25 protein-coding genes are annotated in these 24,132 nt (G+C 54.9%); 17 read left to right on the forward strand and 8 right to left on the reverse strand.

What is annotated here, in order from left to right; all coding sequences use genetic code 11:
* The first annotated feature begins 291 nt into the window (after nt 1–291).
* Nucleotides 292–1,671 carry a PhoH family protein gene (locus ACN0VL_RS12370; protein ID WP_417617808.1) on the forward strand — a complete coding sequence of 460 codons (1,380 nt, stop codon included), beginning with the start codon at nt 292–294 and terminating at the stop codon, nt 1,669–1,671.
* Nucleotides 1,672–1,701: 30 nt separating this feature from the next.
* On the opposite strand, the gene thiQ is transcribed toward ACN0VL_RS12370, so the two are convergent.
* From thiQ to thiB, 3 genes are read right to left on the reverse strand one after another with little or no spacing between them, the layout of a single operon-like run.
* On the reverse strand, nt 1,702–2,412 hold the full coding sequence (thiQ, locus tag ACN0VL_RS12375) for a thiamine ABC transporter ATP-binding protein (RefSeq protein ID WP_417617810.1): 711 nt from the start codon (nt 2,410–2,412) through the stop codon (nt 1,702–1,704).
* Nucleotides 2,396–3,997: a thiamine/thiamine pyrophosphate ABC transporter permease gene (thiP, locus tag ACN0VL_RS12380; protein WP_417617812.1), complete on the reverse strand. Its 1,602-nt coding sequence runs from the start codon at nt 3,995–3,997 to the stop codon at nt 2,396–2,398. The genes thiQ and thiP overlap by 17 nt, the downstream gene beginning before the upstream one ends.
* An 8-nt stretch (nt 3,998–4,005) precedes the next feature.
* Nucleotides 4,006–4,989: a thiamine ABC transporter substrate binding subunit gene (gene thiB / locus ACN0VL_RS12385; RefSeq protein ID WP_417617814.1), complete on the reverse strand. Its 984-nt coding sequence runs from the start codon at nt 4,987–4,989 to the stop codon at nt 4,006–4,008.
* 186 nt (nt 4,990–5,175) lie between these two features.
* Between thiB and ACN0VL_RS12390 the strand changes: the two genes are divergently transcribed.
* On the forward strand, nt 5,176–5,466 hold the full coding sequence (locus tag ACN0VL_RS12390; RefSeq protein ID WP_417617816.1) for a PilZ domain-containing protein: 291 nt from the start codon (nt 5,176–5,178) through the stop codon (nt 5,464–5,466).
* A 105-nt stretch (nt 5,467–5,571) separates the two neighbouring features.
* Here ACN0VL_RS12390 and leuD read toward each other — a convergent pair whose 3' ends face one another.
* From leuD to leuA, 4 genes are read right to left on the reverse strand one after another with little or no spacing between them, the layout of a single operon-like run.
* On the reverse strand, nt 5,572–6,171 hold the full coding sequence (gene leuD, locus ACN0VL_RS12395; protein ID WP_417617818.1) for a 3-isopropylmalate dehydratase small subunit: 600 nt from the start codon (nt 6,169–6,171) through the stop codon (nt 5,572–5,574).
* A gap of 11 nt (nt 6,172–6,182) precedes the next feature.
* The gene (gene leuC, locus ACN0VL_RS12400) at nt 6,183–7,580 is read right to left on the reverse strand and encodes a 3-isopropylmalate dehydratase large subunit (RefSeq protein ID WP_417617820.1); all 1,398 of its coding nucleotides are present in this window, start codon (nt 7,578–7,580) and stop codon (nt 6,183–6,185) included.
* Nucleotides 7,580–8,680: a 3-isopropylmalate dehydrogenase gene (leuB, locus tag ACN0VL_RS12405; protein ID WP_417617822.1), complete on the reverse strand. Its 1,101-nt coding sequence runs from the start codon at nt 8,678–8,680 to the stop codon at nt 7,580–7,582. The genes leuC and leuB overlap by 1 nt, the downstream gene beginning before the upstream one ends.
* A 2-nt stretch (nt 8,681–8,682) precedes the next feature.
* On the reverse strand, nt 8,683–10,248 hold the full coding sequence (gene leuA, locus ACN0VL_RS12410) for a 2-isopropylmalate synthase (protein ID WP_417617824.1): 1,566 nt from the start codon (nt 10,246–10,248) through the stop codon (nt 8,683–8,685).
* Nucleotides 10,249–11,059: 811 nt separating this feature from the next.
* Between leuA and ACN0VL_RS12415 the strand changes: the two genes are divergently transcribed.
* From ACN0VL_RS12415 to tuf, 11 genes are all read left to right on the forward strand, one after another.
* On the forward strand, nt 11,060–12,778 hold the full coding sequence (locus ACN0VL_RS12415; protein WP_417617826.1) for an acetolactate synthase 3 large subunit: 1,719 nt from the start codon (nt 11,060–11,062) through the stop codon (nt 12,776–12,778).
* The gene (gene ilvN / locus ACN0VL_RS12420; protein WP_417617828.1) at nt 12,778–13,272 is read left to right on the forward strand and encodes an acetolactate synthase small subunit; all 495 of its coding nucleotides are present in this window, start codon (nt 12,778–12,780) and stop codon (nt 13,270–13,272) included. The genes ACN0VL_RS12415 and ilvN overlap by 1 nt, the downstream gene beginning before the upstream one ends.
* 159 nt (nt 13,273–13,431) lie before the next feature.
* Nucleotides 13,432–14,163 carry a helix-turn-helix transcriptional regulator gene (locus ACN0VL_RS12425; protein WP_417617830.1) on the forward strand — a complete coding sequence of 244 codons (732 nt, stop codon included), beginning with the start codon at nt 13,432–13,434 and terminating at the stop codon, nt 14,161–14,163.
* Nucleotides 14,160–14,543: a RidA family protein gene (locus tag ACN0VL_RS12430; RefSeq protein ID WP_417617832.1), complete on the forward strand. Its 384-nt coding sequence runs from the start codon at nt 14,160–14,162 to the stop codon at nt 14,541–14,543. Before ACN0VL_RS12425 ends, ACN0VL_RS12430 begins: the two co-directional genes overlap by 4 nt.
* A 19-nt stretch (nt 14,544–14,562) precedes the next feature.
* Entirely contained in the window at nt 14,563–14,964 is a 402-nt protein-coding gene (gene tusD, locus ACN0VL_RS12435; protein ID WP_417617834.1) for a sulfurtransferase complex subunit TusD, read from the forward strand.
* A 41-nt stretch (nt 14,965–15,005) separates the two neighbouring features.
* Entirely contained in the window at nt 15,006–15,362 is a 357-nt protein-coding gene (gene tusC / locus ACN0VL_RS12440) for a sulfurtransferase complex subunit TusC (protein ID WP_417617836.1), read from the forward strand.
* A gap of 7 nt (nt 15,363–15,369) precedes the next feature.
* Entirely contained in the window at nt 15,370–15,654 is a 285-nt protein-coding gene (tusB, locus tag ACN0VL_RS12445; RefSeq protein ID WP_417617837.1) for a sulfurtransferase complex subunit TusB, read from the forward strand.
* 135 nt (nt 15,655–15,789) lie between these two features.
* Nucleotides 15,790–16,164, forward strand: a complete 375-nt coding sequence (rpsL, locus tag ACN0VL_RS12450; protein WP_417617839.1) for a 30S ribosomal protein S12 — start codon at nt 15,790–15,792, stop codon at nt 16,162–16,164.
* 84 nt (nt 16,165–16,248) lie between these two features.
* Nucleotides 16,249–16,719 (forward strand): 30S ribosomal protein S7, encoded by a 471-nt coding sequence (rpsG, locus tag ACN0VL_RS12455; protein WP_188628482.1) that lies wholly within the window; start codon nt 16,249–16,251, stop codon nt 16,717–16,719.
* A gap of 74 nt (nt 16,720–16,793) precedes the next feature.
* Nucleotides 16,794–18,893 carry an elongation factor G gene (gene fusA, locus ACN0VL_RS12460; RefSeq protein ID WP_417617841.1) on the forward strand — a complete coding sequence of 700 codons (2,100 nt, stop codon included), beginning with the start codon at nt 16,794–16,796 and terminating at the stop codon, nt 18,891–18,893.
* A 62-nt stretch (nt 18,894–18,955) separates the two neighbouring features.
* Nucleotides 18,956–20,140, forward strand: coding sequence for an elongation factor Tu (gene tuf / locus ACN0VL_RS12465; protein ID WP_417617843.1), 1,185 nt, complete (start codon nt 18,956–18,958; stop codon nt 20,138–20,140).
* 97 nt (nt 20,141–20,237) lie between these two features.
* Here tuf and ACN0VL_RS12470 read toward each other — a convergent pair whose 3' ends face one another.
* A complete protein-coding gene (locus ACN0VL_RS12470; protein ID WP_417617845.1) occupies nt 20,238–20,453 on the reverse strand; it encodes an RNA-binding S4 domain-containing protein in 216 nt (71 codons plus the stop codon).
* Between the two features lie 356 nt (nt 20,454–20,809).
* Between ACN0VL_RS12470 and ACN0VL_RS12475 the strand changes: the two genes are divergently transcribed.
* From ACN0VL_RS12475 to ACN0VL_RS12490, 4 genes are all read left to right on the forward strand, one after another.
* Complete coding sequence (locus ACN0VL_RS12475) at nt 20,810–21,943, forward strand: aminotransferase class V-fold PLP-dependent enzyme (RefSeq protein WP_417617847.1); 1,134 nt, start codon at nt 20,810–20,812, stop codon at nt 21,941–21,943.
* A 214-nt stretch (nt 21,944–22,157) separates the two neighbouring features.
* A complete protein-coding gene (gene yeiP, locus ACN0VL_RS12480) occupies nt 22,158–22,727 on the forward strand; it encodes an elongation factor P-like protein YeiP (RefSeq protein ID WP_417617849.1) in 570 nt (189 codons plus the stop codon).
* 83 nt (nt 22,728–22,810) lie between these two features.
* Complete coding sequence (locus tag ACN0VL_RS12485) at nt 22,811–23,224, forward strand: DUF4399 domain-containing protein (protein ID WP_417617851.1); 414 nt, start codon at nt 22,811–22,813, stop codon at nt 23,222–23,224.
* 15 nt (nt 23,225–23,239) lie between these two features.
* Nucleotides 23,240–24,079 carry a PfkB family carbohydrate kinase gene (locus ACN0VL_RS12490; RefSeq protein ID WP_417617853.1) on the forward strand — a complete coding sequence of 280 codons (840 nt, stop codon included), beginning with the start codon at nt 23,240–23,242 and terminating at the stop codon, nt 24,077–24,079.
* Nucleotides 24,080–24,132: the final 53 nt, after the last annotated feature.

The raw sequence follows: 24,132 nt of genomic DNA on the forward strand, positions 1-24,132 counted from the left end.
CCTCACGCCTCACGCCTCACGCCTCACGCCTCACGCCTCACGCCTCACGCCTCACGCCTCACGCCTCACGCCTCACGCCTCACGCCTCACGCCTCACGCCTCACGCCTCACGCCTCACGCCTCACATCGTCAGTTTAGTGAGATAGCGCCCATTCAGGATTATCCATTAGAGCCTCCTACTTGCCGAAAAGCCTAAAACGTCTTAGCGTTAGGGTGTCATCAGGATGTCATTGTACCCAGCCTTAATGGGGCATTGACCATGATAGGGCTTGAAGCCCGAGGGAGCAGTCGATGGATGATAACGCCCGTAAACGCTTTATTCTTGATACCAACGTGCTATTGCACGAGCCCCTTTCTATTTACTCTTTCAGTGAACATAACGTTGTTATACCCATGACAGTGCTCGAAGAGCTGGATCGGATCAAAGACCGACAAAAAGATGTCAGTCGGGATGCGAGAATCGCCATTAGAACGCTGGAAGGGATTTTTCATGACGCCACTCCGGAACAGATAGTCGCAGGGGTACCGCTCGGCTTGGAGGGCGATGACGCTTCGGGGTCTATTGCTATTATTACCGACAAGCATTTGCCGGAAGGCTATGCGGTGTTTACCGACGATGAAGCCGATAACCGTATCATTAACACTGCGCTTTATTTACAGCGGCATACGGTATCGGGCATGGCGGTATTGGTCACGAAAGATATCAATATGCGGCTGAAGGCAAAAGGAGCCGGACTGCAACATGTAGAAGATTATAGATCCGATCAGTTGGTTGATGATATCCGCTTGTTATCAAAAGGATTTTATCATCAAGAACACAGCTTCTGGGACCGGGTAGGGGAGTGTGAAAGTGAAACTCACGGCCGGGAAGTGATTCATACCGTTGCCGAAGAGTTGCTTCCCGGAGCACATATCAATCAGTATCTGATTGATGACACCGATGATTTTGCCGGTCGGGTACTGGATAAGGCTGCAAGTAAAATACGCTTTATCGATCTGGGGCGGGAGCGGATGATGGGGCGCAAAGCCTGGGGTATTCAGCCGAAAAATATCTATCAAGCCATGGCGCTGGATGCGCTTCTGGATCCCAACATCGAGCTGGTGATCCTGACCGGGCCTGCAGGCAGTGGGAAAACCTTGCTGGCAATGGCTTCGGCACTGGAAATGATCATTGAAAAAGGCATTTACGACAAGGTTATCGTCACGCGCAACACCCCGGAAATAGCCGAAAGCATCGGCTTTCTGCCCGGTACCGAAGAAGAAAAAATGGCCCCCTGGCTGGCGGCGATTACCGATACTCTGGAAGTGCTGCACAAGCAGGACGAGTGCATGGATGGCTCACTCAGCTATATCATGGACAAGGCCAATATCCAGTTCAAGTCAGTCAACTTCATGCGTGGCCGCAGTATTCAAAATACCTTTGTACTCCTGGATGAATGCCAGAACCTGACCGCTTCGCAGTTGAAAACCATTATTACGCGTTGTGGAGAAGGGACCAAGCTGGTGTGTTCGGGCAATCTGGCCCAGATAGACTCCAATTACCTGACTCCGGTCACTTCCGGGCTGACCTACATAGTCGAGCGCTTCAAGGACTTTGAGGGCAGTGCCAATGTGTATCTCAATGGGGTGATGCGCAGCCGTCTGGCGTCGTTTGCCGAAGAGAATCTCTGATGATTAATGTGAAGGGTGAGGAGTAACATTTCACTCCTCATTGTCTCCTCGACCCAGATAAGCCTTCAACTCCCTGGTACGGGGAGCTGTCAGCAGCTCCTTCGTGCCTTGCTCCAGGATGCGGCCGTTATGAATGAAAGCTATCTTGTCGGCGACTCTGGCCGCTTCATCGGGGTGGTGGGTAACCAGCAAGACGGTAAGTTGCAGTTGACTGGTTTGGCTGCGTAACAGATCCAGCAGCTCGAATCGCAAGGCCGGGTCGAGCGCAGAAAACGGCTCGTCGAGCAGCAAAACAGGCTGGCGGCGCGCCAGGCAGCGTGCCAGTCCCACTCTTTGTTGTTGTCCACCGGATAAACTGGAGGGGCTGCGCTCCAGCAAGCCATCGATACCCACCTGATTGGCCACTTGCTGAATCATGGCCTCTTGCGCTGCGGTGAGTTTCAATGAAGGAGAGAGGCCGATGGCGATGTTCTGATAAACAGACATATGCCAGAACAGGTTATTATCCTGAAACAGCGTAGTGACGGGTCTGTGTGCCGGCGAGAGCGGCAGTAATGTTTCGCCGTCATGTAGCAGCTGGCCGGAGTCGATGGCTGCAAAGCCGCCGATCATGGCCAGTAATGTTGACTTTCCGGCACCACTTGGGCCAATCAGTGCGGTAATTTCCCCCGCCTTGGCCGCAAGTGTAAAGCACAGCTCTTGCTCTGGGTAACGAGCACAGAGATCAGTCAGTTTTAGCATCTTTGCCTCCTAATACCCCTTCAACCAGAGCAAACAGCCCCAGGCTGAGCACTAGTAGTACCAGAGCGGTGGCTGCCGCATCTATCATCTGATAGCTCCCCAACTGTTGATATAAAAGCCACGGCAAAGTTTGCAGCGACTGGCTGCCAAACAGTGCGATAGCACTCAGATCGCCCAGCGACAGCATCATGGCCAGGGCAAAGGCCAGTGCCAGCGGCTTACGCAACAAGGGCCATTCGACCTGTTTGATGCGCGACCAGCCCTGAAGATCCAGGCTGGTGCACAGGCGATTATACTGGCGCGCCACCCGTTCCATGGGCAGTTGCAAGGCGCGCAGGCCATAGGGCAGCGCCATGAGCGCGTTCACCAACAGCACCAGTATAGGCCCCAGGGTGAACACGTCGGCGACATTACGTAACAGCATAAACAGGCCGGTAGACAGGACCACGGCAGGCAGCACCAGAATGACCGAGCCGGTCGCCTCCATCAAGGCGGCGGCGGAACGACGCTGTAGCTGCAAGCGCAAATAACGGCTGCTGCTCAGCAGGCCGACGGTGAGCAAGACCGATAACACCGCCGCCCCTGTGGCAATGATGATTGAGGTCAGGGTGGCTTGCCATAAGGTGGCCGAGGTTAAAGCGGCCCAGAGTCGAGGGTTAACACCATTGCTGATAATGGCCAGCAGAGGGGGCAGAAAAATACCCAGGCAAAGGGTGAGGATGACGACATCCCAGATGCGGACTCCCATTAGCTGACGATCTGGGCGCAGTGTACACCCGGATCGGCCGGATTGCTCGGGAGCCGTTTTGGTCAAGCGATACTGCAGTAGCAGAAACCCGCTGCAAAACACCAGCTGCAGCAAGGCGAGCATGCCGGCAAACGGCAAGTCGAAGTCGAAGCGTAATGCCTGATAAATTGCCACTTCCAGGGTGGTGGATTTGGGCCCGCCGCCCAAGGCCATTACGGTGGCAAAGCTGGTAAAACAGAGCATGAAAATCATGCTGGCCAAGGCCGGTAGTGCGCTTCTGATCACCGGCCACTCCAGCCAGCGAAACAGCTGCCAGCCACTAAAGCCAAGCTGGTTGGCCATGCGCCAGTGGCTGGCAGGAATGGCCTCGATGCCTTGCAATAAAACACGCGCTGCCAGCGGCATATTGAAGAACACGTGCGCCAGCAGTATGCCGGTCAGACCATAGAGGTAGCCGACAGACTCAAAGCCGGCGGCTTGTAAGAGTTGATTGCCCCAGCCCTGACGACCGTGCACTGTCACTATACCAAACACCACCAGGATCACGGGGAGCACTAAAGACAGGCCAAACAGTCGCAACAGCAGCTTTCGGCCAATAAAATACCGGCGCGACAGGGCCTGGGCCAGCGGAATGGCCAGCGCCAGACTGAGTAGGGTGGACAGCATCGCCTGATAAAAGCTGAACCAGATCACATGATGTAAATAGCTGTCGTGGATCAGCCGGGACCAGCCCTGCTGGCTGCTTTGTACCAGCAGGGCAGCGATAGGCCCTGCACTGAGGAGAAGAATGCCCAGCAGGCTTAAACTGCCGGGCAGCCACCAGTATTTGCGTGTCATTACGGACCCTAGCGGGTGACGGCGTTCAGCCACTGCCTTAACCAACCGCTGCGTTGCTCGGCTACCTGCTCGGCACTGAAGCTGAGGGCGTGTGTCGGTTGAACCAGGTCGGTAAAGCTGTCGGGTAACGGCGTGTCTGTCACGGGGTACATCCAGTTGCCGGCCGGGATCTGCTCCTGAAAGGCCGGGCTCAGCATAAACTGCATAAACCGCTCGGCAAGCTCGGGCTGTTTGCTGGTGTTGAGTCGAGCGGCGACTTCTACTTGCAGGTAATGACCTTCTTTAAAACTGGCGGCTTGATACTGATGCTGTTGCTCGGCGTGAATGTGATAAGCCGGTGAACTGGTGTAAGACAGCACCAGATCGGCCTCGCCTTTAAGAAACATGCCATAAGACTCGCTCCAGCCTTTGGTCACGGCGACGGTGCGCTTGGCCAGGTTTTGCCACACGCTGGGAGCCTGTTCGCCATACAGCTTTTGCACCCACAGCATCAACCCCTGCCCCGGGGTACTGGTACGAGGATCTTGATACAAGAGGGTGAGCTCGGGGCGGTCGAGCAGCTCGGCAAAGCTTTGCGGCGGCTGCTCGAGTTTATCGGCGTTGTAAATAAAGGCGAAATAGCCATAGTCATAGGGCACAAAGGTGGTATCGGTCCAGCCGCCGGGCACGTTCAACGCGTCTAATGATTGCCGGTGCTCTGCCAGCAGCCCGGTATTCTTGGCGGCTTGCAGCAGGTTGTTATCCAGGCCAAGAATCACATCTGCCTTGGTGTGCTTACCTTCCAGCCGCAGCCGGTTCAGGATGGAAACCCCATCATCCAGTGCGACCCACTCGAGCTGACAGTTACATTCGGCTTCAAAAGCCAGTTTAATTGCCGGCCCTGGCCCCCAATCGGATGAAAATGAACTATATGTATAAACAGTCAAGGTGGGAGTTTGTGCGACTGCCAGGCTGGCAGCGAAGAAAGATAAAGCGATGAAAATTCTGTTCACTGGACACTCCTTGTGGATGAAATAAAGCCGAGAGCGTCACATTTTGCGTCGGCGTCAGCCGAGGGCGATACACGAGTATGATCTCAGCGGTTGGCCGCACCCCGTTTGTAGTGGCCGCTATTGTAGGTTTATTCTGTAAGCTAAACCAGTGTCTTGTAGATGTCGGACTGACAAGGAAGGTAAATCATGAAACCTGGTAATGGGGAGCAGCGTTCACTTCAGCGGATGCGCCTGGATACCAAGATTATTCTGGCCACCACCCAGGCTAGAATAGAGGGGGTGTGTCGCAACCTCAGTGCCAGGGGAGCCTTGATGGAAGTGACTGCCGGGCGGTGCAAGCTGGGTGAAAAATGGCGGTTGGTGATGCCATCGGCCGACAAGAGTGTCGAGCCATTAAGGGCTCTGGCAACCGTGTTAAGGATTGAGCGCGGTGTGGCGACCGACAGGGTGGCACTCTGTTTGAGTGAGGTGCGTTAATGCGATGACGACGGGTGAGCAGGCTGTATTGCCTGGCACGCAGCAACGGATACCGCGGGAGGAAATAATATAACGCCGGCAAGTGCCGGCGTTATAAAGTGCGGGTTACAGCCAGCTGGGCTGCTGCGCCTCAAAGCTGTCAATTTGCTCTTGATGCTGCAGCGTCAGGCCAATGCTGTCCAGGCCGTTTAGCAGGCAGTAACGACGAAACTCGTCCATTTCGAACGAGAAAGTGAGGTCGCCGGCTCGTACTTGCTGGGCTTCCAGGTCAACCGTGACCTCGGCTCCCTTGTTGGCCGTCACATAGGCAAACAGGGCATCGACTTCGGCATCGGTCAGGCGGACCGGTACCATGCCGTTGTTAATGGCGTTGCCATAAAAGATATCGGCAAAGCTGGGGGCGATCACCGCCTGCAGGCCGAAGTCGGCCAGCGCCCAGGGAGCGTGCTCGCGGCTGGAACCACAACCAAAGTTTTCCCGGGCCAGCAGGATTACCGCCTGGTCATAGGGGGCCTGGTTCAGCACAAAATCCGGATTGGGCTGCTCGCCCGCATCATCGAGAAAGCGCGAGTCGTGAAACAGGTGCTTGCCGAAGCCGGACCGGGTGACCTTCTGCAGAAACTGCTTCGGGATGATCTGATCGGTATCCACGTTGGCCGCATCCAGAGGGGCGGCAATACCGGTTAACTGCTTGAATCCGCTCATTACTGTTCCCCTTATAATTCCCGAATGTCGACGAAGTGACCAAATACGGCCGCCGCTGCTGCCATGGCAGGGCTCACCAGATGAGTACGGCCACCGCGGCCCTGACGACCTTCAAAGTTACGGTTGCTGGTGGCGGCACAACGCTCGCCGGGCAGCAGACGGTCGTTATTCATTGCCAGACACATGGAGCAGCCTGGCAGGCGCCACTCAAAGCCTGCCTCAAGGAAAATTTTATCCAGCCCTTCGGCTTCGGCCTGGGCCTTGACCTGCTGTGAGCCGGGAACCACCAGCGCCTGTACGCCGGCAGCGACGGTGCGACCCTGAGCAATAGCGGCGGCGGCACGCAGGTCTTCAATGCGGCTGTTGGTACAAGAGCCGATAAACACCTTGTCGATGCTCACGTCGGTCAGCTTGGTGCCACCTTGCAGAGCCATGTATTGCAGTGCCTTGATGGCAGACTGGCGCTCGGTTGCGTCACTGATGTCTTCCGGCTTGGGAATAATGGCATTAACCGCCATCACCTGCCCCGGGTTGGTACCCCAGGTGACCTGAGGAGCAATATCGGCACCATCAAGCTCAACCACCGCGTCAAACTGGGCATCGGCGTCGGATTTCAGCGTTTGCCAGTAGGTCACCGCTTGTTCCCACTCGGCGCCTTTAGGCGCAAACGGCTTATCCTTGAGGTAATCGAAGGTGGTCTGGTCGGGAGCAATCAGGCCTGCCTTGGCACCCAGTTCGATGGCCATGTTGCAAATCGTCATGCGGGCTTCCATCGACAGAGCTTCAATCACGCTGCCGCAAAACTCCACCACATAACCGGTGCCGCCGGCGTGAGTCACTGTACCGATAATGGCCAGCACCACGTCCTTGGCACTGATGCCGGGCTTGAGTTCGCCGTTTACCTGAATCTTCATGGTTTTGGCGCGACCCTGCTTCAGGGTCTGGGTTGCCATCACGTGTTCGACTTCCGAGGTGCCGATACCGAAGGCCAGGGCACCGAAGGCGCCGTGAGTGGCGGTATGAGAGTCGCCACACACTATGGTGGTGCCGGGCAGGGTCAGGCCGAGTTCGGGACCAATGACATGCACTATGCCCTGATACTTGTGGTGCAAGTCATACAAGGGAACGCCAAACTCTTCGCAGTTTTTGGCCAGGGTTTCCATCTGAATGCGGGCCATTTCACCGGAGGCGGCGATGTCATTGGTTTCGGTGGATACGTTGTGATCCATGGTGGCCCAGGTGCGATCCGGACGGCGCAGCTTGCGCCCCTTGGCACGCAGACCGTCGAAGGCCTGAGGTGAGGTCACTTCGTGCACCAAGTGGCGGTCGATATAGAGTAACGGCGTTTCGCCTTCTTCATTGCGCACCAAATGGGCGTCAAATACTTTTTGATACAGCGTCTTGGCCATTAGTTAGCTCTCCTGATGCGATTGGTGATGTGCTCGCCCATTTGTACCGTGGTTTGTACCGGGTGCTGGGCGTCGGCACTGTACAGGTCGCCACTGAAATAGCCAGCGGCCAGGGTTTCGCTCACGGCACGCTCTATGGCCTGGGCGGCTTCTTCCTGTTTGAAGCTGTAGCGCAGCATCAGGGCGGCAGACAAAATCTGTGCCACCGGATTGGCAATGCCTTTGCCAGCAATATCCGGCGCCGAGCCACCGGCCGGCTCATACAGACCAAAGCCCTGGTCGTTCAGGCTAACCGACGGCAACAGCCCCATGGAACCGGTCAACATGGCCATTTCATCAGAAATAATATCGCCAAACAGGTTGGAGCACAGCATAACGTCGAACTGCGCCGGATCCTTGATCAGCTGCATGGTGGCGTTATCGATGTAGATATGGTTCAGGGTGACATCCGGGTAGTCTTTGGCCACTTCAATGACCACTTCACGCCACAGGATAGACGCCTGCAGCACGTTGGCCTTATCGACCGAGGTGACGATACCGCGACGGCCTCGTGCGGCCTCAAAGGCCAGGCGGGCGATGCGCTCAATCTCGAAGCGATGATACACCTCGGTATCGAAGGCTTTTTCTTGTGCGCCCGAGCCTTCACGGCCCTTGGGTTGGCCAAAGTAGATGCCGCCGGTCAGCTCACGCATGCAGACGATGTCGAAGCCACGGGCGCTGATGTCGGCACGCAGTGGCGAAAAACTTTCCAGCCCCTGGTAGATGCGAGCCGGGCGCATGTTGCAAAACAACTTGAAATGACCGCGTAAAGGCAGCAGTGCTCCACGTTCTGGCTGGTCGTTGGGTGGCAGGTGTTCCCATTTAGGGCCACCTACCGAGCCAAACAATACCGCATCGGCGGCTTCACAGCCGGCCAAGGTCGCCGCTGGCAGCGGGGTGCCATGGTTGTCGATGGCCACGCCACCCACATCAAAGTGACTGAGCTCCAGCGTAAAACCGAACTCTGACTGTACCTTATCCAGCACTTTAAGGGCTTCAGCCATGACTTCCGGGCCTATGCCGTCTCCGGGCAAGACCGCGACCTTGTAATTTGCACTCATACTCACACTGTCTCCATACGAATTTTCTTTTGAATAGCTTCTTTTTTCTCTGCGACCTGTTCGGCACGCCAAATGCTGTTAATAACATGGATTAAGGCTTGCGCGGATGACTCGACGATGTCGGTGGCCAGGCCCATGCCGTGGAACTTGCGCTCTTTGTATTCGGCAACTATGTCTACCTGGCCCAGGGCATCTTTGCCTTCGCCCTTGCTCTTGAGCTCATATTTGTCGATGCGGATGTCGTAACCAGTCACGCGGTTGATGCACTGATAGACGGCATCGACAGGGCCGTTGCCGACCGCGGCTTCGTTGACGGTGTCGCTACCCACTTCCATGCGCACGCTGGCGGTGGACATGACGTTGCTGCCGGACTGTACGCTCAGGTACTTGAGTTTGAATTGCTCGGGCTCTTCGTGGATCTGGCTGAAGAACACCAGGGCTTCCAGATCATAATCGAACACCTGACCCTTGCGGTCGGCCAATGCCAGAAAGCTGTCGTACAGGGTATCGAGATCGTAGTCCTGCTCGGTGTAGCCCATCTCGGCCATACGGTGCTTGATCACATGGCGGCCGGAGCGAGAGGTCAGGTTCAGCTCGTTCTTCTGCAGGCCTATGCTTTCCGGGGTGATGATCTCGTAGGTATTCTTGTTTTTCAGCATCCCGTCCTGGTGAATACCGGAGGAATGGGCGAACGCATTGGCGCCCACTATGGCCTTGTTGGGCTGCACCGGCATGTTGCACAGGTTACGGACCAGCTGGCTGGTGCGGTAGATTTCCTGGCTCTTGATATTGGTGTGTACTCCGAGCAGGTCGCCCCGGGTTTTCATGACCATGGCGATTTCTTCGAGCGAGCAGTTGCCGGCCCGTTCACCTATGCCGTTGATGGTACATTCGATCTGGCGGGCACCTTGCTGCACCGCGGCGATGGAGTTGGCCACCGACATGCCCAGATCGTCGTGACAGTGTACCGAGATCACCGCCTTGTGGATGTTGGGCACCCGGTGGAACAGCGCCTCTATGATGCCGGAGAATTCGCTGGGCACGGTATAACCCACGGTATCGGGAATGTTGACTGTGGTAGCCCCGGCCTTGATCACCGCCTCTACCATGCGACACAGATTGTCGATGGGGGTGCGGCCCGCATCTTCACAGGAGAACTCTACGTCGTCGGTGTAACCGCGAGCATGCTTGACCGCGTCGACACTCATCTCCAGCACAGAGTCGAAGTCTTTACGCAGCTTGCTCTGTACATGAATATCGGAGGTGGAAATAAAGGTATGGATACGGAACTGATCGGCGACCCGCAACGCTTCGGCGGCGGCGTCGATATCGGCCTTGAGCGCGCGGGACAGGGCACAGACCCGGCTGTTCTTGATGTGACGGGCGATAGTCTGCACCGACTCGAAATCACCGGGTGATGAAATAGGGAAGCCGACTTCCATCACATCCACGCCCAGGCGTTCCAGTGCATAGGCAATCTGTAATTTTTCCTTGACCGTCAGGCTGGCGGAAAGCGCCTGTTCGCCATCTCGCAAAGTGGTATCGAATATAATTACCTGGTCCGACATGTCGCTTTCCTCTCTGAAGTTACCTTGCCGCCCGCGACAGATATAAAAAACCCGTGCGGATGGCACGGGTTTTTTATGAGTATATGTGGATGATGAATTCCGGCTACGCTTGACCCGTGCGCTTGAGCACCTGTGAGGGTAGTAGTAGCAGTAGCTGAATATGTTTGGGCATAGCACTCATCACCGAAGAATAATTCGTATAACAACAAGTATACAAATAACGGGAAACCGGGATGGTGTCAACGTTTTAGATCATATTTAAAATAAGTAACCATTAAGGGGTTTGGTTGTTGTTTTGCTGTTAATTGGAATTTTGTACTGCTCTGCAGTTTGGCGTTGGTTTGATGGTCTGAGTATGGGGTCGACAGTGCTATAAATGCATACTTGCCGGCCAGGGCGGCGAGCGATTAGGTGCCCATTATTAGCGCAAGATGGGCGGTGTAGTGGGCCCGGATTATTTTGTTGCAAATTTTTCAGGTGCAAAAGGACGATGGTCTGCTATCTTTCTGCCAACCTTATTCATCAGGCTCATGCCGAGCCGATTTTTGTCGGAGTTCGCTCCGCTGCCAGAAGAAGTCCGGCTGCTCCGGCCCTGGCAGGCGATGCTTTTCATAAAGCTCGTAGACAAGCGATTTAAAGCGGGTTAAGGTGATTTTTCTTCCTTTTTCTGCTTATTTATACACTGTCGGGCAGAAGTGTATGTTTTATAAAGATTAAAACTAATCGCCTTGTTAGATCAGGACTATCCTGCTGGGCGGCTCGGACAGCTGAAAATAACAGGGCGAATCAAGTAAAGCCTGGAGGGCTTATCATGGAAATGTTATCAGGCGCGGAAATGGTAGTACGGGCGCTGGAAGATCAGGGAGTCGAGCATTTATTCGGTTACCCCGGCGGTTCAGTGCTTGATATTTATGACGCCTTATTTGAAAACAGTAAGATTGAGCATGTGCTGGTGCGCCATGAGCAGGCAGCCGTACATATGGCCGATGGCTATACCCGCTCCACCGGCAAAGTAGGTACCGTGCTGGTCACCTCGGGCCCGGGAGCGACCAACTGCATTACCGGCATCGCGACCGCCTATATGGACTCCATTCCCATGGTCATCCTGTCCGGCCAGGTGCCTACCTTCTATATCGGTGATGATGCCTTCCAGGAAACCGACATGATCGGGATCTCGCGACCGATAGTGAAACACAGCTTTTTGTGCAAGAAAGCGTCGGATATTCCGCAGGCCATCAAAAAAGCCTATTACATAGCCGCCAGTGGTCGCCCCGGCCCGGTGGTGGTGGATCTGCCCAAGGATGTACAAAACCCGAAAGAAAAACATCCTTATGTCTATCCCGCCTCGGTAGAGATGCGTTCTTATAACCCCACGGGTGTGGGCCATAAAGGACAGATCAAAAAGGCGATGAAAGCCCTGGCCGAAGCCAAGCGTCCCATTATGTACGTGGGAGGCGGTGCCGTTACCGCAGAAGCCAGCGCGCTGGTAATTCAGCTGGCCGAGATGTTCAATCTGCCGGTGACCAATACCCTGATGGGACTTGGCGTGATGCCGGGCACACACAAGCAGTTTGTGGGCATGCTGGGCATGCATGGTACCTATGAAGCCAACAAGAGCATGCATAACTCGGATCTTATTCTGGCCATAGGTGCGCGTTTCGACGACCGGGTGACCAACAACGTCGAGAAATTCTGCCCCCACGCCACCATAGTGCAGGTGGATGTGGACCCCACCTCGATCTCGAAAACCATCAAGGCCCATATTCCCATCGTCGGCTCTGCCGATACGGTATTGGGCCAGATGCTGGATACCATTCGTGAGCTGGGTCTGAAAACCGATCCTCAGGCCATGAGTGACTGGTGGGCACAAATCGAACAGTGGCGAGCACGCCAGTGCTTGCGTTACGAAACCAGCGAGCAATACATCAAACCCCAGCAGGTCATGGAATCTGTCTACCGCATCACCAAGGGTGAGGCCATGGTCAGTTCGGATGTGGGCCAGCACCAGATGTTTGCCGCGCTTTATTATCCATTCGACAAACCACGCCAGTGGATCAACTCCGGCGGTCTGGGCACCATGGGCTTTGGCCTGCCTGCGGCCATGGGCGCCAAAATGGCACGTCCCGATGATATATCGGTCTGTGTCACCGGTGATGGCTCTATTCAGATGAATATTCAAGAGCTGTCTACCTGCATGCAATACAACATACCGGTCAAGATCATCTCGATGAACAACCACTCCCTTGGCATGGTCAAGCAGTGGCAGAAGATGTTTTACGAGGGGCGTGAAAGCCATTCTTATATGGACTCGCTGCCGGACTTCGTCAAACTGGCGGAAGCCTATGGCCATGTGGGCATTCGGGTATCGGATCCCAAAGAGCTGGATGCGGCGTTGGAGAAGTGCTTCGCCATGACCGACAAACTGGTGTTTATGGATATAGTGATCGATCCGGAAGAGCATGTTTATCCCATGCAGATTAAAACCGGAGCCATGGACGAAATGTGGTTAAGCAAAACGGAGAGAACTTGATGCGGCGTATTATATCCCTGTTGCTGGAAAACGAATCCGGTGCCTTGAGCCGAGTAGTGGGACTGTTTTCTCAACGGGCTTACAACATTGAAACATTGACGGTGGCCCCCACCGAAGACCCGACGTTGTCACGCATGACCATAGTCACTACCGGTGATGAGCGGGTGATCGAGCAGATCACCAAGCAACTGAACAAGCTGGTGGATGTGCTCAAGGTCAGCGAGTTGAGTGACGGCGATCATATCGAGCGGGAAATCGTGCTGGTCAAGGTTCGCGCCGATGGCGCCAACCGCGACGAAGTAAAGCGCACCGCCGATATCTTCCGTGGTCAAATTGTCGATGTGACCCCGCATTTGTACACGGTACAGCTGGTGGGCACCAGCGAAAAGCTGGATGCCTTCATACGCAACATGAGTGATTCTACCGAAGTGGTGGAAGTGGTTCGCAGTGGTGTGTGTGGCATATCGCGGGGCGAAAAGTCCATGCGTCCGTAACGGTCAATCTGTTCTCTATATGTAAAAATCGCCTGCGGGCGATTTTTTTATGGGCAAGACCTGATTGTGCAGCCCGGTCACAGCTCTCATCAAAAATAGTTGACATCCGCTATTATCAGTTGAAAATCAGCAGCAGATGTTTGGCGGAAGGGAGCCGGTATGGCAGCGGAAAGTGGGGTCATGGGGGCGCTTGGCAACAGGGCAGATAATGATGCCGTCGTTCAGCAAGAGCTCGAAGCACTCCACCTTTATGGTGGTCTGGTCGAAGGGCTGGTGGAGCTGTTCGGCAGGCACTGTGAAGTGGTGCTGTATTCACTGACCAGCCCGGGTAGCCAGGTACTCAAGGCGGCGAACAGCGGCCAGCAGCCAGGAACCCCCATGGCCGAGCCCCTGGCGCAGCGGTTGCTCGAGTTGCAGGAGCAACAAGCCCGTACCCTGACGTATTTTACCCAGAGCCGATTGGGCGCGCCCATCAAGTCGTCCATTCAACTATTGCGTGACGCCCAGGGAGTGGACATTGGCCTGCTGAGTATTAATGTGCATCTGGATGTTCCCTTGCACGAGCTGATGGCCGACTTTATGCCCAGGCAGCAACAGGCGGCGCGGGCAGAAGTGTCACCGGAAAACTTCAATAATAATGTGGAAGAACTGGTGACGCTGACGGTAGAACGTACCATAGAGGCCATTAATGCCGACGCTCAGGTAGCCAATAACGCCAAGAATAAACAGATTGTTACGACCCTTTACGAGAAGGGGATTTTTGATATCAAAGATGCCATCGCCATGGTGTCGAGCAAGCTCAACATATCCAAACACACGGTTTATCTTTATATTCGACAAAAAAAACGCGATGACGAAGAGCCATCGCTCAATCACCAGGAGACATCATGACCAAGACCATCATAGCTACCGAGAATTCCCCCGCTGCCATTGGCCCTTATGTGCAGGCCACCCGCATTGGCAATACCATTTACACCTCGGGCCAGATCCCGCTGGATCCGGTGAGCATGGAAGTCGTGGAAGGCGGCATTGAAGCACAAACCAAGCAGGTAATGGACAACCTGATGGCCGTACTGACTGCTGCCGGTGCCGACGCCTCCAGCGTGCTGAAAACCACCTGTTTTCTGTCCGACATGAACAACTTCCTGGCCTTCAACGAAGTATACGCCAGCTACTTTACCCTGGGCGCCCCGGCTCGTTCCTGTGTGGAAGTGGCGCGTCTGCCTAAAGACGTGCTGGTAGAAGTGGAAGCCATTGCCTACGTTGAATAAGCCACAGGCGAACAGTGACATGACGTCATCGGTGTTGCGATTTGCCCTGTTGGTCACCGGGCCCTGTTATGGTACCCAGTCTGCCGCGGACGCGTATCGTTTCGCCTGTGCGGTACTGGAGCAGGGCCATACCATCAGCCAGATTTTTTTCTATCAGGAAGGTGTGCACAACGCCAACCTGATGGTACAGCCCGCGGCGGATGAAACGCATTTGCAGCAAGCCTGGGTCGAGCTGGCCAGGCAACATGGGCTGACACTGGATGTGTGTGTGGCGGCGGCGCTGCGCCGAGGTATTGCAGACAGTGATGCCGCCGCTCAGGCAGGGCAGGAACAGTGGAATCTGGCTGCTCCCTTCTGCCTGAGTGGTTTGGGCCAGCTTGCTCAGGCGGCACTGAGTGCCGACAGAGTGGTGCAGTTTTAACGAGCTTATTGCATGGGCTTAGAGGTCACAACATTATCACCATGAACAAAGTCGCCTTTATTTTTCGTACACCACCTCATGGCTCGGCTGCAGGGCGGGAAGGGCTGGACGCCGTGCTGGCAACCTCGGCTCTCAGTGAAGACATAGGCGTGTTTTTTGTTGATGATGGTGTCTATCAGTTGCTGCAGGGACAAGCGCCGGGCGCCATACTCGGCCGGGATTACGCTCCTGCCTTCGGCTTGCTCGAACTCTATGATGTGGACAATGTCTATGTTTGCTCGCAATCGTTAGCCGAGCGAGATCTGCAGCCCGGGCAGCTCACCATAGCCGCGCACCCGCTGTCAGCTTCCGAGTGGCAGCAGCAACTGGCGGATTACAATGTACGGCTCAGTTTTTGAGGGCACTATGCTACATACGGTAAAGCAGTCTCCTTTCAGCCATCAGGCGTTAACCCGGGCACTGGCGCAAATGCAGCCGGACGACCGCTTGTTGTTGTGGCAGGATGCGGTGATCGGTGCCAGTACCTCCAAATGGCAGCCTTTGCTGCAGGCGCTGGCCGACAGCGGTCGTTTGTACGTGATGCAAGAAGACCTGCAGGCGCGCGGATTAACCCTGCTCTGTGGTGAGCCCGTCTGCATGGCCGACTGGGTAAAACTGGTAGCAGAATGGGGTAGCCCCCAGGCCTGGTAATGAGATGACGATAAATCATCAGCCAAAATTGTATAAATCTTGACTCAAGGGCGCAGCAAGCATAGACTTTTGCGTCCCCGCTTTTGGGGATAGATTTTCCACAACTGTAGAACGATACATTTTCAGGAGCTGTTAATGACTACAATTAACCAGCTGGTTCGCAAACCACGCAAAGTAAGCGTTGCACAAAGCAACGTGCCCGCGCTGGAAGCGTGCCCGCAAAAACGCGGCGTATGTACCCGCGTATACACCACCACCCCGAAGAAGCCGAACTCCGCACTGCGTAAAGTATGTCGTGTTCGTCTGACCAATGGTTTTGAGGTTAACTCTTACATTGGTGGTGAAGGCCACAACCTGCAGGAGCACTCCGTTGTTCTGATCCGCGGTGGTCGTGTTAAAGATTTGCCAGGTGTGCGTTATCACACCGTACGTGGCGCATTGGACACCTCTGGTGTTTCTGCTCGCCGCCAGGCCCGTTCCAAGTACGGTGCCAAGAAGCCAAAGTCTTAATGGTTCTCCGTTAAGTAAGGCCAAACATTTTATCTTTTAACCTGTTTTGTTTTGGGTTATCCCTGAAGCTACGGAGAGTTTGCAATGCCAAGACGTCGCGTAATCGGCCAGCGTAAAATACTGCCGGATCCCAAGTTCGGATCCGAGCTGCTGGCAAAATTCGTAAACATCCTGATGGTAGACGGCAAGAAGTCTACCGCTGAGAAAATTGTTTACGGTGCTCTGGAAATTGTTGCTGAAAAAACCAGCAAAGAGCATCTGGCGCTGTTTGAAGAAGCGCTGGAGAACATTCGTCCTACAGTTGAAGTTAAATCGCGCCGTGTAGGTGGTTCTACCTACCAGGTGCCTGTTGAAGTACGTCCAGTGCGTCGTAATGCCCTGGGCATGCGCTGGTTAGTAGACTCCGCGCGTAAGCGTGGTGAAAAATCCATGGCTCAGCGCCTTGCTGGTGAGCTGCTGGATGCTGCTGAGAACAAAGGTTCTGCGGTTAAGAAGCGTGAAGACGTGCACCGCATGGCTGAAGCAAACAAAGCGTTTGCACACTACCGCTGGTAATTGGGTGGGTGCGTTTATTGCGCACCCCTTTAATTGCTTACTAAGGGCATTGACCTTAGCAAGAGGATCTTATTGTGGCTCGTACAACCCCAATTGAGCGCTATCGCAACATTGGTATTAGTGCTCACATTGATGCCGGTAAAACCACCACCACAGAGCGGGTGCTGTTTTACACCGGTGTGAACCATAAAATAGGCGAAACCCACGAGGGTTCCGCTACCATGGACTGGATGGAGCAGGAACAGGAGCGTGGTATTACTATCACCTCTGCTGCTACCACCTGTTTTTGGGATGGTATGGAGCACCAGTACCCGCAGCACCGTATCAACATCATAGATACGCCAGGGCACGTTGACTTCACCATTGAAGTTGAACGTTCCATGCGCGTGCTCGACGGTGCGGTTATGGTCTATTGTGCTGTGGGTGGCGTTCAGCCGCAGTCTGAAACCGTATGGCGTCAGGCTAACAAATATAAAGTTCCGCGCATCGCGTTCGTTAATAAAATGGACCGGACCGGGGCTGACTTCTTGCGTGTGGTTGGACAGATCAAAAGCCGCCTTAAAGGCGTGCCTGTACCTGTACAACTGCCGATTGGCTCTGAAGAAAACTTCAAGGGCGTGATCGATCTGGTCAAGATGAAAGCCATCGACTGGAGCGAGGCTGATAACGGCACTTCCTTCGAATATCACGATATTCCCGAAGACATGCTGGCATTGGCCGAAGAATGGCATCAGAACATGGTTGAAGCCGCAGCAGAAGCCAACGAAGAACTGATGGACAAGTACCTGGAAGGTCACGAACTGTCGGAAGCGGAAATTAAAGCCGCCTTGCGCCAGCGCGTGCTGAACAGCGAAGTCATTCTGGTGACCTGTGGCTCCGCCTTTAAGAATAAAGGCGTACAAGCCATGCTGGACGTCGTGATCGATTATCTGCCGTCTCCGGTTGAAGTGGCTGCTATTACTGGCCTGAAAGTAGACGGCGAAACGCCGGATACTCGCCCGGCCAGTGATGAGGCTCCTTTCTCTGCCCTGGCATTCAAGATAGCGACTGACCCCTTCGTCGGTAGCCTGACCTTTTTCCGCGTGTACTCCGGGATCATCAGTTCCGGTGATAGCGCGTTGAACTCGGTCAAGGGCAAACGCGAACGTTTTGGTCGTATCGTACAGATGCACGCCAACAAACGGGAAGAAATCAAGTCCGTTTGTGCCGGTGACATCGCTGCCGCTATCGGTTTGAAAGACGTAACCACGGGTGACACCTTGTGTGCCCAGGACGCGCCTATCATACTGGAGCGGATGGAGTTTCCCGAGCCTGTTATATCCGTGGCCGTGGAACCCAGAACCCAGGCCGACCAGGAAAAAATGGGGATGGCACTGGGGCGTCTGGCGCAGGAAGATCCGTCTTTCCGCGTACGGACCGATGAAGAATCTGGTCAGACCATCATTGCCGGTATGGGCGAGTTGCACCTCGACATTCTTGTGGAGCGCATGAAGCGTGAGTTCAACGTAGAAGCAAACGTGGGTAAGCCCATGGTTGCCTATCGTGAAAGCATTAACGGTAGCGTTGAACAGGAAGGCAAGTTCGTTCGTCAGTCGGGTGGTCGGGGTCAGTTTGGTCACGTGTGGATCAAAATTGAGCCGCAAGAGCCTGGTACTGGCTACACGTTCGAGAACGCCGTTGTCGGTGGTGTTATTCCCAAGGAATACTGCCCGGCAGTAGACAAAGGCATTCAAGAACAGATGAGGCAAGGGGTGTTGGCCGGCTATCCTATCGAGGATATCAAGGTCACCCTGTACGATGGTTCTTATCATGATGTTGACTCTTCTGAAATGGCCTTTAAAATCGCCGGGTCAATGGCATTTAAAGATGGGTTCATGAAATGTGACCCTGTTCTGCTTGAGCCTATAATGAAGGTTGAAGTAGAAACGCCAGAAGATTACATGGGTGATGTAATCGGTGACGTTAACCGTCGTCGTGGTATCATCGAAGGCATGGAAGATGGCCCGTCAGGCAAAATAATCAATGCCATGATTCCGCTATCTGAAATGTTCGGCTACGCTACAGACCTGCGTTCACAGTCGCAAGGCCGTGCTTCTTACTCCATGGAGTTTGCCAAGTACGCCGCAGTACCTGCCAGCATGGCTGAAGCGCTCATTGCTGCTCGTAAAGGTTAATAATCTTTGTTTAAACTCCCCGCCCGCAAAGCGAGTGGGAACAAACTAGGAAGGACTAGTCCGTGTCTAAAGAAAAATTTGAACGTAACAAACCGCACGTAAACGTAGGTACTATCGGCCACGTTGACCACGGTAAAACCACTCTGACCGCCGCCATTACTACTGTACTGGCCAAGAAAATGGGCGGTAGCGCTCGCGGTTACGACCAGATCGATAACGCTCCTGAAGAAAAAGCGCGTGGTATCACCATCGCTGCTTCTCACGTAGAGTACGATACTGAATCACGTCACTACGCACACGTTGACTGCCCAGGACACGCTGACTATGTTAAAAACATGATCACCGGTGCTGCTCAGATGGATGGTGCTATCCTGGTTGTTGCTTCTACTGATGGCCCTATGCCACAGACTCGTGAGCACATCCTGCTGGCCCGTCAGGTTGGCGTTCCTTACATCGTTGTATTCATGAACAAATGTGACATGGTTGACGATGAAGAGCTGCTTGAGCTGGTTGAAATGGAAATCCGTGAGCTGCTGTCCGAGTACGACTTCCCAGGTGATGACACTCCAGTTATCCAGGGTTCCGCTCTGAAAGGTCTGGAAGGCGAGCCAGAGTGGGAAGCCAAGATCATTGAACTGGCTGACGCACTGGATTCTTACATCCCTGAGCCAGAGCGTGCCGTTGACGGTGCTTTCCTGCTGCCAATCGAAGATGTGTTCTCAATCCAGGGCCGTGGTACCGTTGTTACCGGTCGTGTTGAGCGCGGTATCGTTAAAGTAGGCGAAGAAGTTGAAATCGTTGGTATCAAGGACACTGTTAAGAGTACTTGTACTGGCGTTGAAATGTTCCGTAAACTGCTTGACGAAGGTCGTGCCGGTGAGAACGTTGGTGTTCTGCTGCGTGGTACCAAGCGTGAAGACGTTGAGCGTGGTCAGGTACTGGCCAAGCCTGGTTCAATCAACCCGCACACTGACTTCGAATCAGAAGTATACGTACTGTCCAAAGAAGAAGGCGGCCGTCACACTCCGTTCTTCAAAGGCTACCGTCCACAGTTCTACTTCCGTACAACTGACGTAACCGGTACCATCGAACTGCCAGAAGGCGTTGAAATGGTTATGCCTGGCGACAACATCAAAATGGTTGTTAGCCTGATTGCTCCTATCGCGATGGAAGAAGGCTTGCGCTTCGCTATCCGTGAAGGTGGCCGTACTGTCGGTGCTGGCGTTGTAGCCAAAATCGTTAAGTAAATAACACTTCAGTGTTATAAAAAAGGAGGCTTCGGCCTCCTTTTTCCGTTTTTGAACAGGCTGAAGAGTGTTGACACTCCACCCATGCTCCGCCAGCTTATTCCGTCACTTCAACCTGTTGACCGTTGAAGGCGATGTGCTGACCCACCGTGATTTTGCACCGCTTGCGTACTTCCACGGCCCCGTTTACCGTGACCAGACCCTCGTCGATGACCATCTTGGCCATGGCGCCAGACTCGCACCAGCCCAACACTTTCAATAAATTATGCAGCGGAATAAAGGCATGGCCTTCCAGGCTGAATTGTTCCTGCATCGATAGTTACCCCAGTTAAAAATAGTGCGGCTATGGTAACACCGACCAGGGGCATGCTGGCAGTGCCGGGGGAACAAGATTTGTGTCTCGGAACTTTGTTATTTACCCGGATATTGGGCATTACTGGGGAATTCTCGTTTAGCGATTGTTCTGACTTGCACTAGAATGATCGGTTGTTGTTCAGACTCTTCATTAGACCGCCCCTTCGAGTTTGGCTGTGCCATTGAGCCGGTATGGAAGCCGGGGATGCCGCAATGTCAGGGAGAGATATCAGCCGTGCTGCAGAAGGCCCTGAGTCCATCACGGCAATCACGTCGTGTGGCCGTTATATTAGTTATTAGATTATAGAGGTGTTTATGTCCGGGTTACTCCCCCATGTTGATCCCGAAGGCCTGCTGGAATATTCGGTGGTATATACCGATAGATCCCTGAACCATATGTCGCAGCGCTTTCAGCAGGTGATGCGCGACATCTCCGCCAGCCTCAAGGAGCTGTATCAGGCCCATTCAGTGGTGGTGGTACCCGGCAGTGGTACCTTCGGCATGGAAGCGGTGGCACGCCAGTTTGCCACCGACCAGGATTGCCTGATCATTCGCAATGGCTGGTTCAGCTATCGCTGGAGCCAGATTTTTGAAGCCGGCAAGATACCCGCATCGGAAACCGTGCTCAAGGCCCGTACCATAGAGGAAGGCCCCCAGGCGGCCATGGCACCGGCTCCCATCGAGGAAGTGGTGGCCACTATCAAGGCCAACAAGCCGGGTCTGGTCCTGGCTGCCCATGTAGAAACCGCCTCCGGCATGATACTGCCGGATCACTACCTCAAGGCGGTGGCCGAGGCAGTGCACGAAGTCGGTGGCCTGTTCGTGCTCGACTGCATTGCCTCCGGCACCATCTGGGTAGACATGAAAGCATGCGGCGTCGATATACTGCTCAGCGCCCCCCAGAAGGGATGGAGCAGCGCTCCCTGCTGCGGCCTGGTGATGATGAGTGAACTGGCTCGTCAGCGCATCGAGCAGACGCAGAGCAGCAGCTTCGCCTGTGACCTGAAAAAATGGCTGGAGATCATGGAAGCCTACGAACAGGGTGGCCATGCCTATCACACCACCATGCCGACCGATGCCCTGACCCAGTTCCGCGATACCATCAACGAAACCGGTGGTCTGGGCTTTGCGGAAATGAAACTGCGCCAGCAGCAACTGGGTGACAAGGTGCGTGCGGCCCTGGCCAAGCGCGGCATCAAGAGTGTGGCTGCCGACGGTTTTGCCGCCCCCGGCGTGGTGGTGTGCTACACCGAAGATGCGACCATCAAGAGCGGCAGCAAGTTTGCCGCAGCAGGTCTGCAGATCGCCGCGGGTGTGCCGCTCGCGTGTGACGAGCCGGCCGACTTCCAGACCTTCCGCATCGGCCTGTTCGGCCTCGACAAGCTGCAGGACGTGGAGCGCACCGTCGCCACCTTCGAGCAGGCGCTGGACCAGGTGCTGCAGGGCTGATCCTTAACCTGCGTCAGTAGTACCCAAACCAACGAGGCCGCCCCATGGGGCGGCCTCGTCGTTTCGGGCCCGGGCTCGATCTGTACCGGGTCAGCAGGGGGAGTCGTGATGTAATCCGTTTGGCATATCCTGCTGCCGGACGCTGGCCCAAAGGTCGCGTCTTGGCTAAGATGTTGTTTCACCTTATGTTAAGGCATGTATTTGGAGACGCTGCATGACACGGGCAAGTGAAGTTAAAAAAGGCATAGTGATCGAACTGGATGGCAAGCTGCTGATGGTGCGTGATATTGATGTTCAAAGCCCCAGCGCTCGCGGCGCGAACACCTTGTATAAAATGCGCTTTACCGATCTTAAGACCGGACTCAAAGTAGAGGAGCGGTTCAAGGGTGACGAGCAGCTACAGACCATAGAGCTGCAGCGGCGTAATGTAGTGCTGTCGTATATAGACGCAGATGAGCATATCTTCATGGATAACGAAGACTACAGCCAGTATCCCATTCGCAGCGCCGATATTACCGAAGAGCTGTTGTTTCTGGATGAAAACACCCAGGGCATTCAGGCGCTGCTGATTGAGGGACAGGTCATCGGACTGGAGCTGCCACAAACGGTGGAGATGGTGATTATTGATACCACGCCAGAGATGAAGGGCGCGTCTGCATCTGCGCGCACCAAGCCGGCCAGCTTCGCTACCGGCCTGACGATACAGGTGCCGGAATACTTGAAAATAGGCGATAAAGTGCGCCTGCACACCACGGATAAGCGTTATGTGAGCCGAGCCGACTAGATGCTGGCTTAATGTAATCAGCAGCCATGGCCAAGCGCCTAGCTGCTATGCTTGAGCAGACACTCTTCTAAGGAATCACGCTGATGAAAATGATATCGCTATTGAGTACGGCAACCCTGCTGGCGGCATTATCCGTGTCGGCCACCCCGGCACCGGAAGGGGCTCGGGTTTACTTTATCAGCCCGGCAGATGGCGACACCCTGAGCTCCGAGTTTACGGTGCGCTTTGGCCTGGAAGGCATGGGCGTGGCCCCGGCGGGCGTGGTGCGGGAAAATACCGGCCACCATCACTTGCTGATCAATCAGGAGTCGATGCCTGACTTGACGCAGCCCTTGCCTGCCAACGATCAGATACGCCACTTTGGCGGTGGCCAGACCGAAACCGAACTCGAGCTGGCGCCGGGTGAGTATAAGTTGCAGCTGGTGCTGGGTGACGCCCAGCATGTGCCCCATCAGCCCGCCCTGATGTCCGATGTGATTACAGTAACGGTTAAATAGCGTTAAAGGTTATTGATGGCAAAAATACGGCTGCTGGCCAACTTGAATTGTGATCACGTGTTGTCGCTGGATGAGCCACTGCAAGCGGGAAGCCGCTTGCAGTATCGGGATTTGGGCCGCCGTTTGGGCGGTGGCGGGGCGAACACCGGCACGGGCCTGTTATGGGCTGGACATCAGGTGAGCATTCTGGCTCGAGTCGGGCAGGACAGCACGGGACACTGGCTGTTGCAGAAGGCGGCCGAGCTGGGGCTGGATATCAGCCATGTGGAGCAATTTGACGGTGAAACCGGTGAGTTGCTGGTGCTGGTCGACGGTCGGGGGGAGCGCACTATTTTGCGTCAGCACCGGCGACCGGCCTTGCCCGGTACGCTGCCGACCGACAGCGTGGACTGCTTGTATGTGAATTATGAGGGAGCCGACGTCGCTGCGTATATGGCACAAATGGCGGCATCCGGTCTGGTGGTCAGCCAGTATCCCAAAGGCGGTTGTGATTCACGCCCTTGCCAGGTGATGATCGCCTCCGCAGCGGATCTGGCACAGCAGCAGGACTTATGGCACCACGGTCAACAGCTGGCCGGGGCCGACCTGCAATGGCTGGTGGTTACCCACGGAGAGCAGGGCGTAGAGGCATTTTCTGCGACCCAGCACCTGCAAATACCCGCTCGGCCGGTGTCGGTGGTGGATGCCACTGGGGCGGGCGATGCGTTTGCCGGCGGCCTGATCCATGGCTTGCTGACGGGCCTGCCCATGGCCGCAGTGCTGACTCAGGCCAGTCAGTGGGCGGCGTACACCTTGTCCTCCAGCAGCTCGATACCGTCGGAGCAGCTTAAACACTATCTGAATGTGAATGGCTGAATTCTGTTGCCGTCACTGTTAAGCTGACGGCTGCTTATCGGCTTGTTGGACAG

Source organism: Oceanisphaera sp., from assembly GCF_048268965.1.
Classification (GTDB): Bacteria; Pseudomonadota; Gammaproteobacteria; order Enterobacterales; family Aeromonadaceae; genus Oceanimonas.

What these genes read in the sequence shown, in the direction of transcription:
- ACN0VL_RS12370 (WP_417617808.1), top strand. Translation starts at nt 292, where the DNA reads ATGGATGATAACGCCCGTAAACGCTTTATTCTTGATACCAACGTGCTA.
- thiQ (WP_417617810.1), bottom strand. Translation starts at nt 2,412, where the DNA reads ATGCTAAAACTGACTGATCTCTGTGCTCGTTACCCAGAGCAAGAGCTG.
- thiP (WP_417617812.1), bottom strand. Translation starts at nt 3,997, where the DNA reads ATGACACGCAAATACTGGTGGCTGCCCGGCAGTTTAAGCCTGCTGGGC.
- ACN0VL_RS12390 (WP_417617816.1), top strand. Translation starts at nt 5,176, where the DNA reads ATGAAACCTGGTAATGGGGAGCAGCGTTCACTTCAGCGGATGCGCCTG.
- leuD (WP_417617818.1), bottom strand. Translation starts at nt 6,171, where the DNA reads ATGAGCGGATTCAAGCAGTTAACCGGTATTGCCGCCCCTCTGGATGCG.
- leuC (WP_417617820.1), bottom strand. Translation starts at nt 7,580, where the DNA reads ATGGCCAAGACGCTGTATCAAAAAGTATTTGACGCCCATTTGGTGCGC.
- leuB (WP_417617822.1), bottom strand. Translation starts at nt 8,680, where the DNA reads ATGAGTGCAAATTACAAGGTCGCGGTCTTGCCCGGAGACGGCATAGGC.
- leuA (WP_417617824.1), bottom strand. Translation starts at nt 10,248, where the DNA reads ATGTCGGACCAGGTAATTATATTCGATACCACTTTGCGAGATGGCGAA.
- ACN0VL_RS12415 (WP_417617826.1), top strand. Translation starts at nt 11,060, where the DNA reads ATGGAAATGTTATCAGGCGCGGAAATGGTAGTACGGGCGCTGGAAGAT.
- ilvN (WP_417617828.1), top strand. Translation starts at nt 12,778, where the DNA reads ATGCGGCGTATTATATCCCTGTTGCTGGAAAACGAATCCGGTGCCTTG.
- ACN0VL_RS12425 (WP_417617830.1), top strand. Translation starts at nt 13,432, where the DNA reads ATGGCAGCGGAAAGTGGGGTCATGGGGGCGCTTGGCAACAGGGCAGAT.
- ACN0VL_RS12430 (WP_417617832.1), top strand. Translation starts at nt 14,160, where the DNA reads ATGACCAAGACCATCATAGCTACCGAGAATTCCCCCGCTGCCATTGGC.
- tusD (WP_417617834.1), top strand. Translation starts at nt 14,563, where the DNA reads ATGACGTCATCGGTGTTGCGATTTGCCCTGTTGGTCACCGGGCCCTGT.
- tusC (WP_417617836.1), top strand. Translation starts at nt 15,006, where the DNA reads ATGAACAAAGTCGCCTTTATTTTTCGTACACCACCTCATGGCTCGGCT.
- tusB (WP_417617837.1), top strand. Translation starts at nt 15,370, where the DNA reads ATGCTACATACGGTAAAGCAGTCTCCTTTCAGCCATCAGGCGTTAACC.
- rpsL (WP_417617839.1), top strand. Translation starts at nt 15,790, where the DNA reads ATGACTACAATTAACCAGCTGGTTCGCAAACCACGCAAAGTAAGCGTT.
- rpsG (WP_188628482.1), top strand. Translation starts at nt 16,249, where the DNA reads ATGCCAAGACGTCGCGTAATCGGCCAGCGTAAAATACTGCCGGATCCC.
- ACN0VL_RS12470 (WP_417617845.1), bottom strand. Translation starts at nt 20,453, where the DNA reads ATGCAGGAACAATTCAGCCTGGAAGGCCATGCCTTTATTCCGCTGCAT.
- ACN0VL_RS12475 (WP_417617847.1), top strand. Translation starts at nt 20,810, where the DNA reads ATGTCCGGGTTACTCCCCCATGTTGATCCCGAAGGCCTGCTGGAATAT.
- yeiP (WP_417617849.1), top strand. Translation starts at nt 22,158, where the DNA reads ATGACACGGGCAAGTGAAGTTAAAAAAGGCATAGTGATCGAACTGGAT.
- ACN0VL_RS12485 (WP_417617851.1), top strand. Translation starts at nt 22,811, where the DNA reads ATGAAAATGATATCGCTATTGAGTACGGCAACCCTGCTGGCGGCATTA.
- ACN0VL_RS12490 (WP_417617853.1), top strand. Translation starts at nt 23,240, where the DNA reads ATGGCAAAAATACGGCTGCTGGCCAACTTGAATTGTGATCACGTGTTG.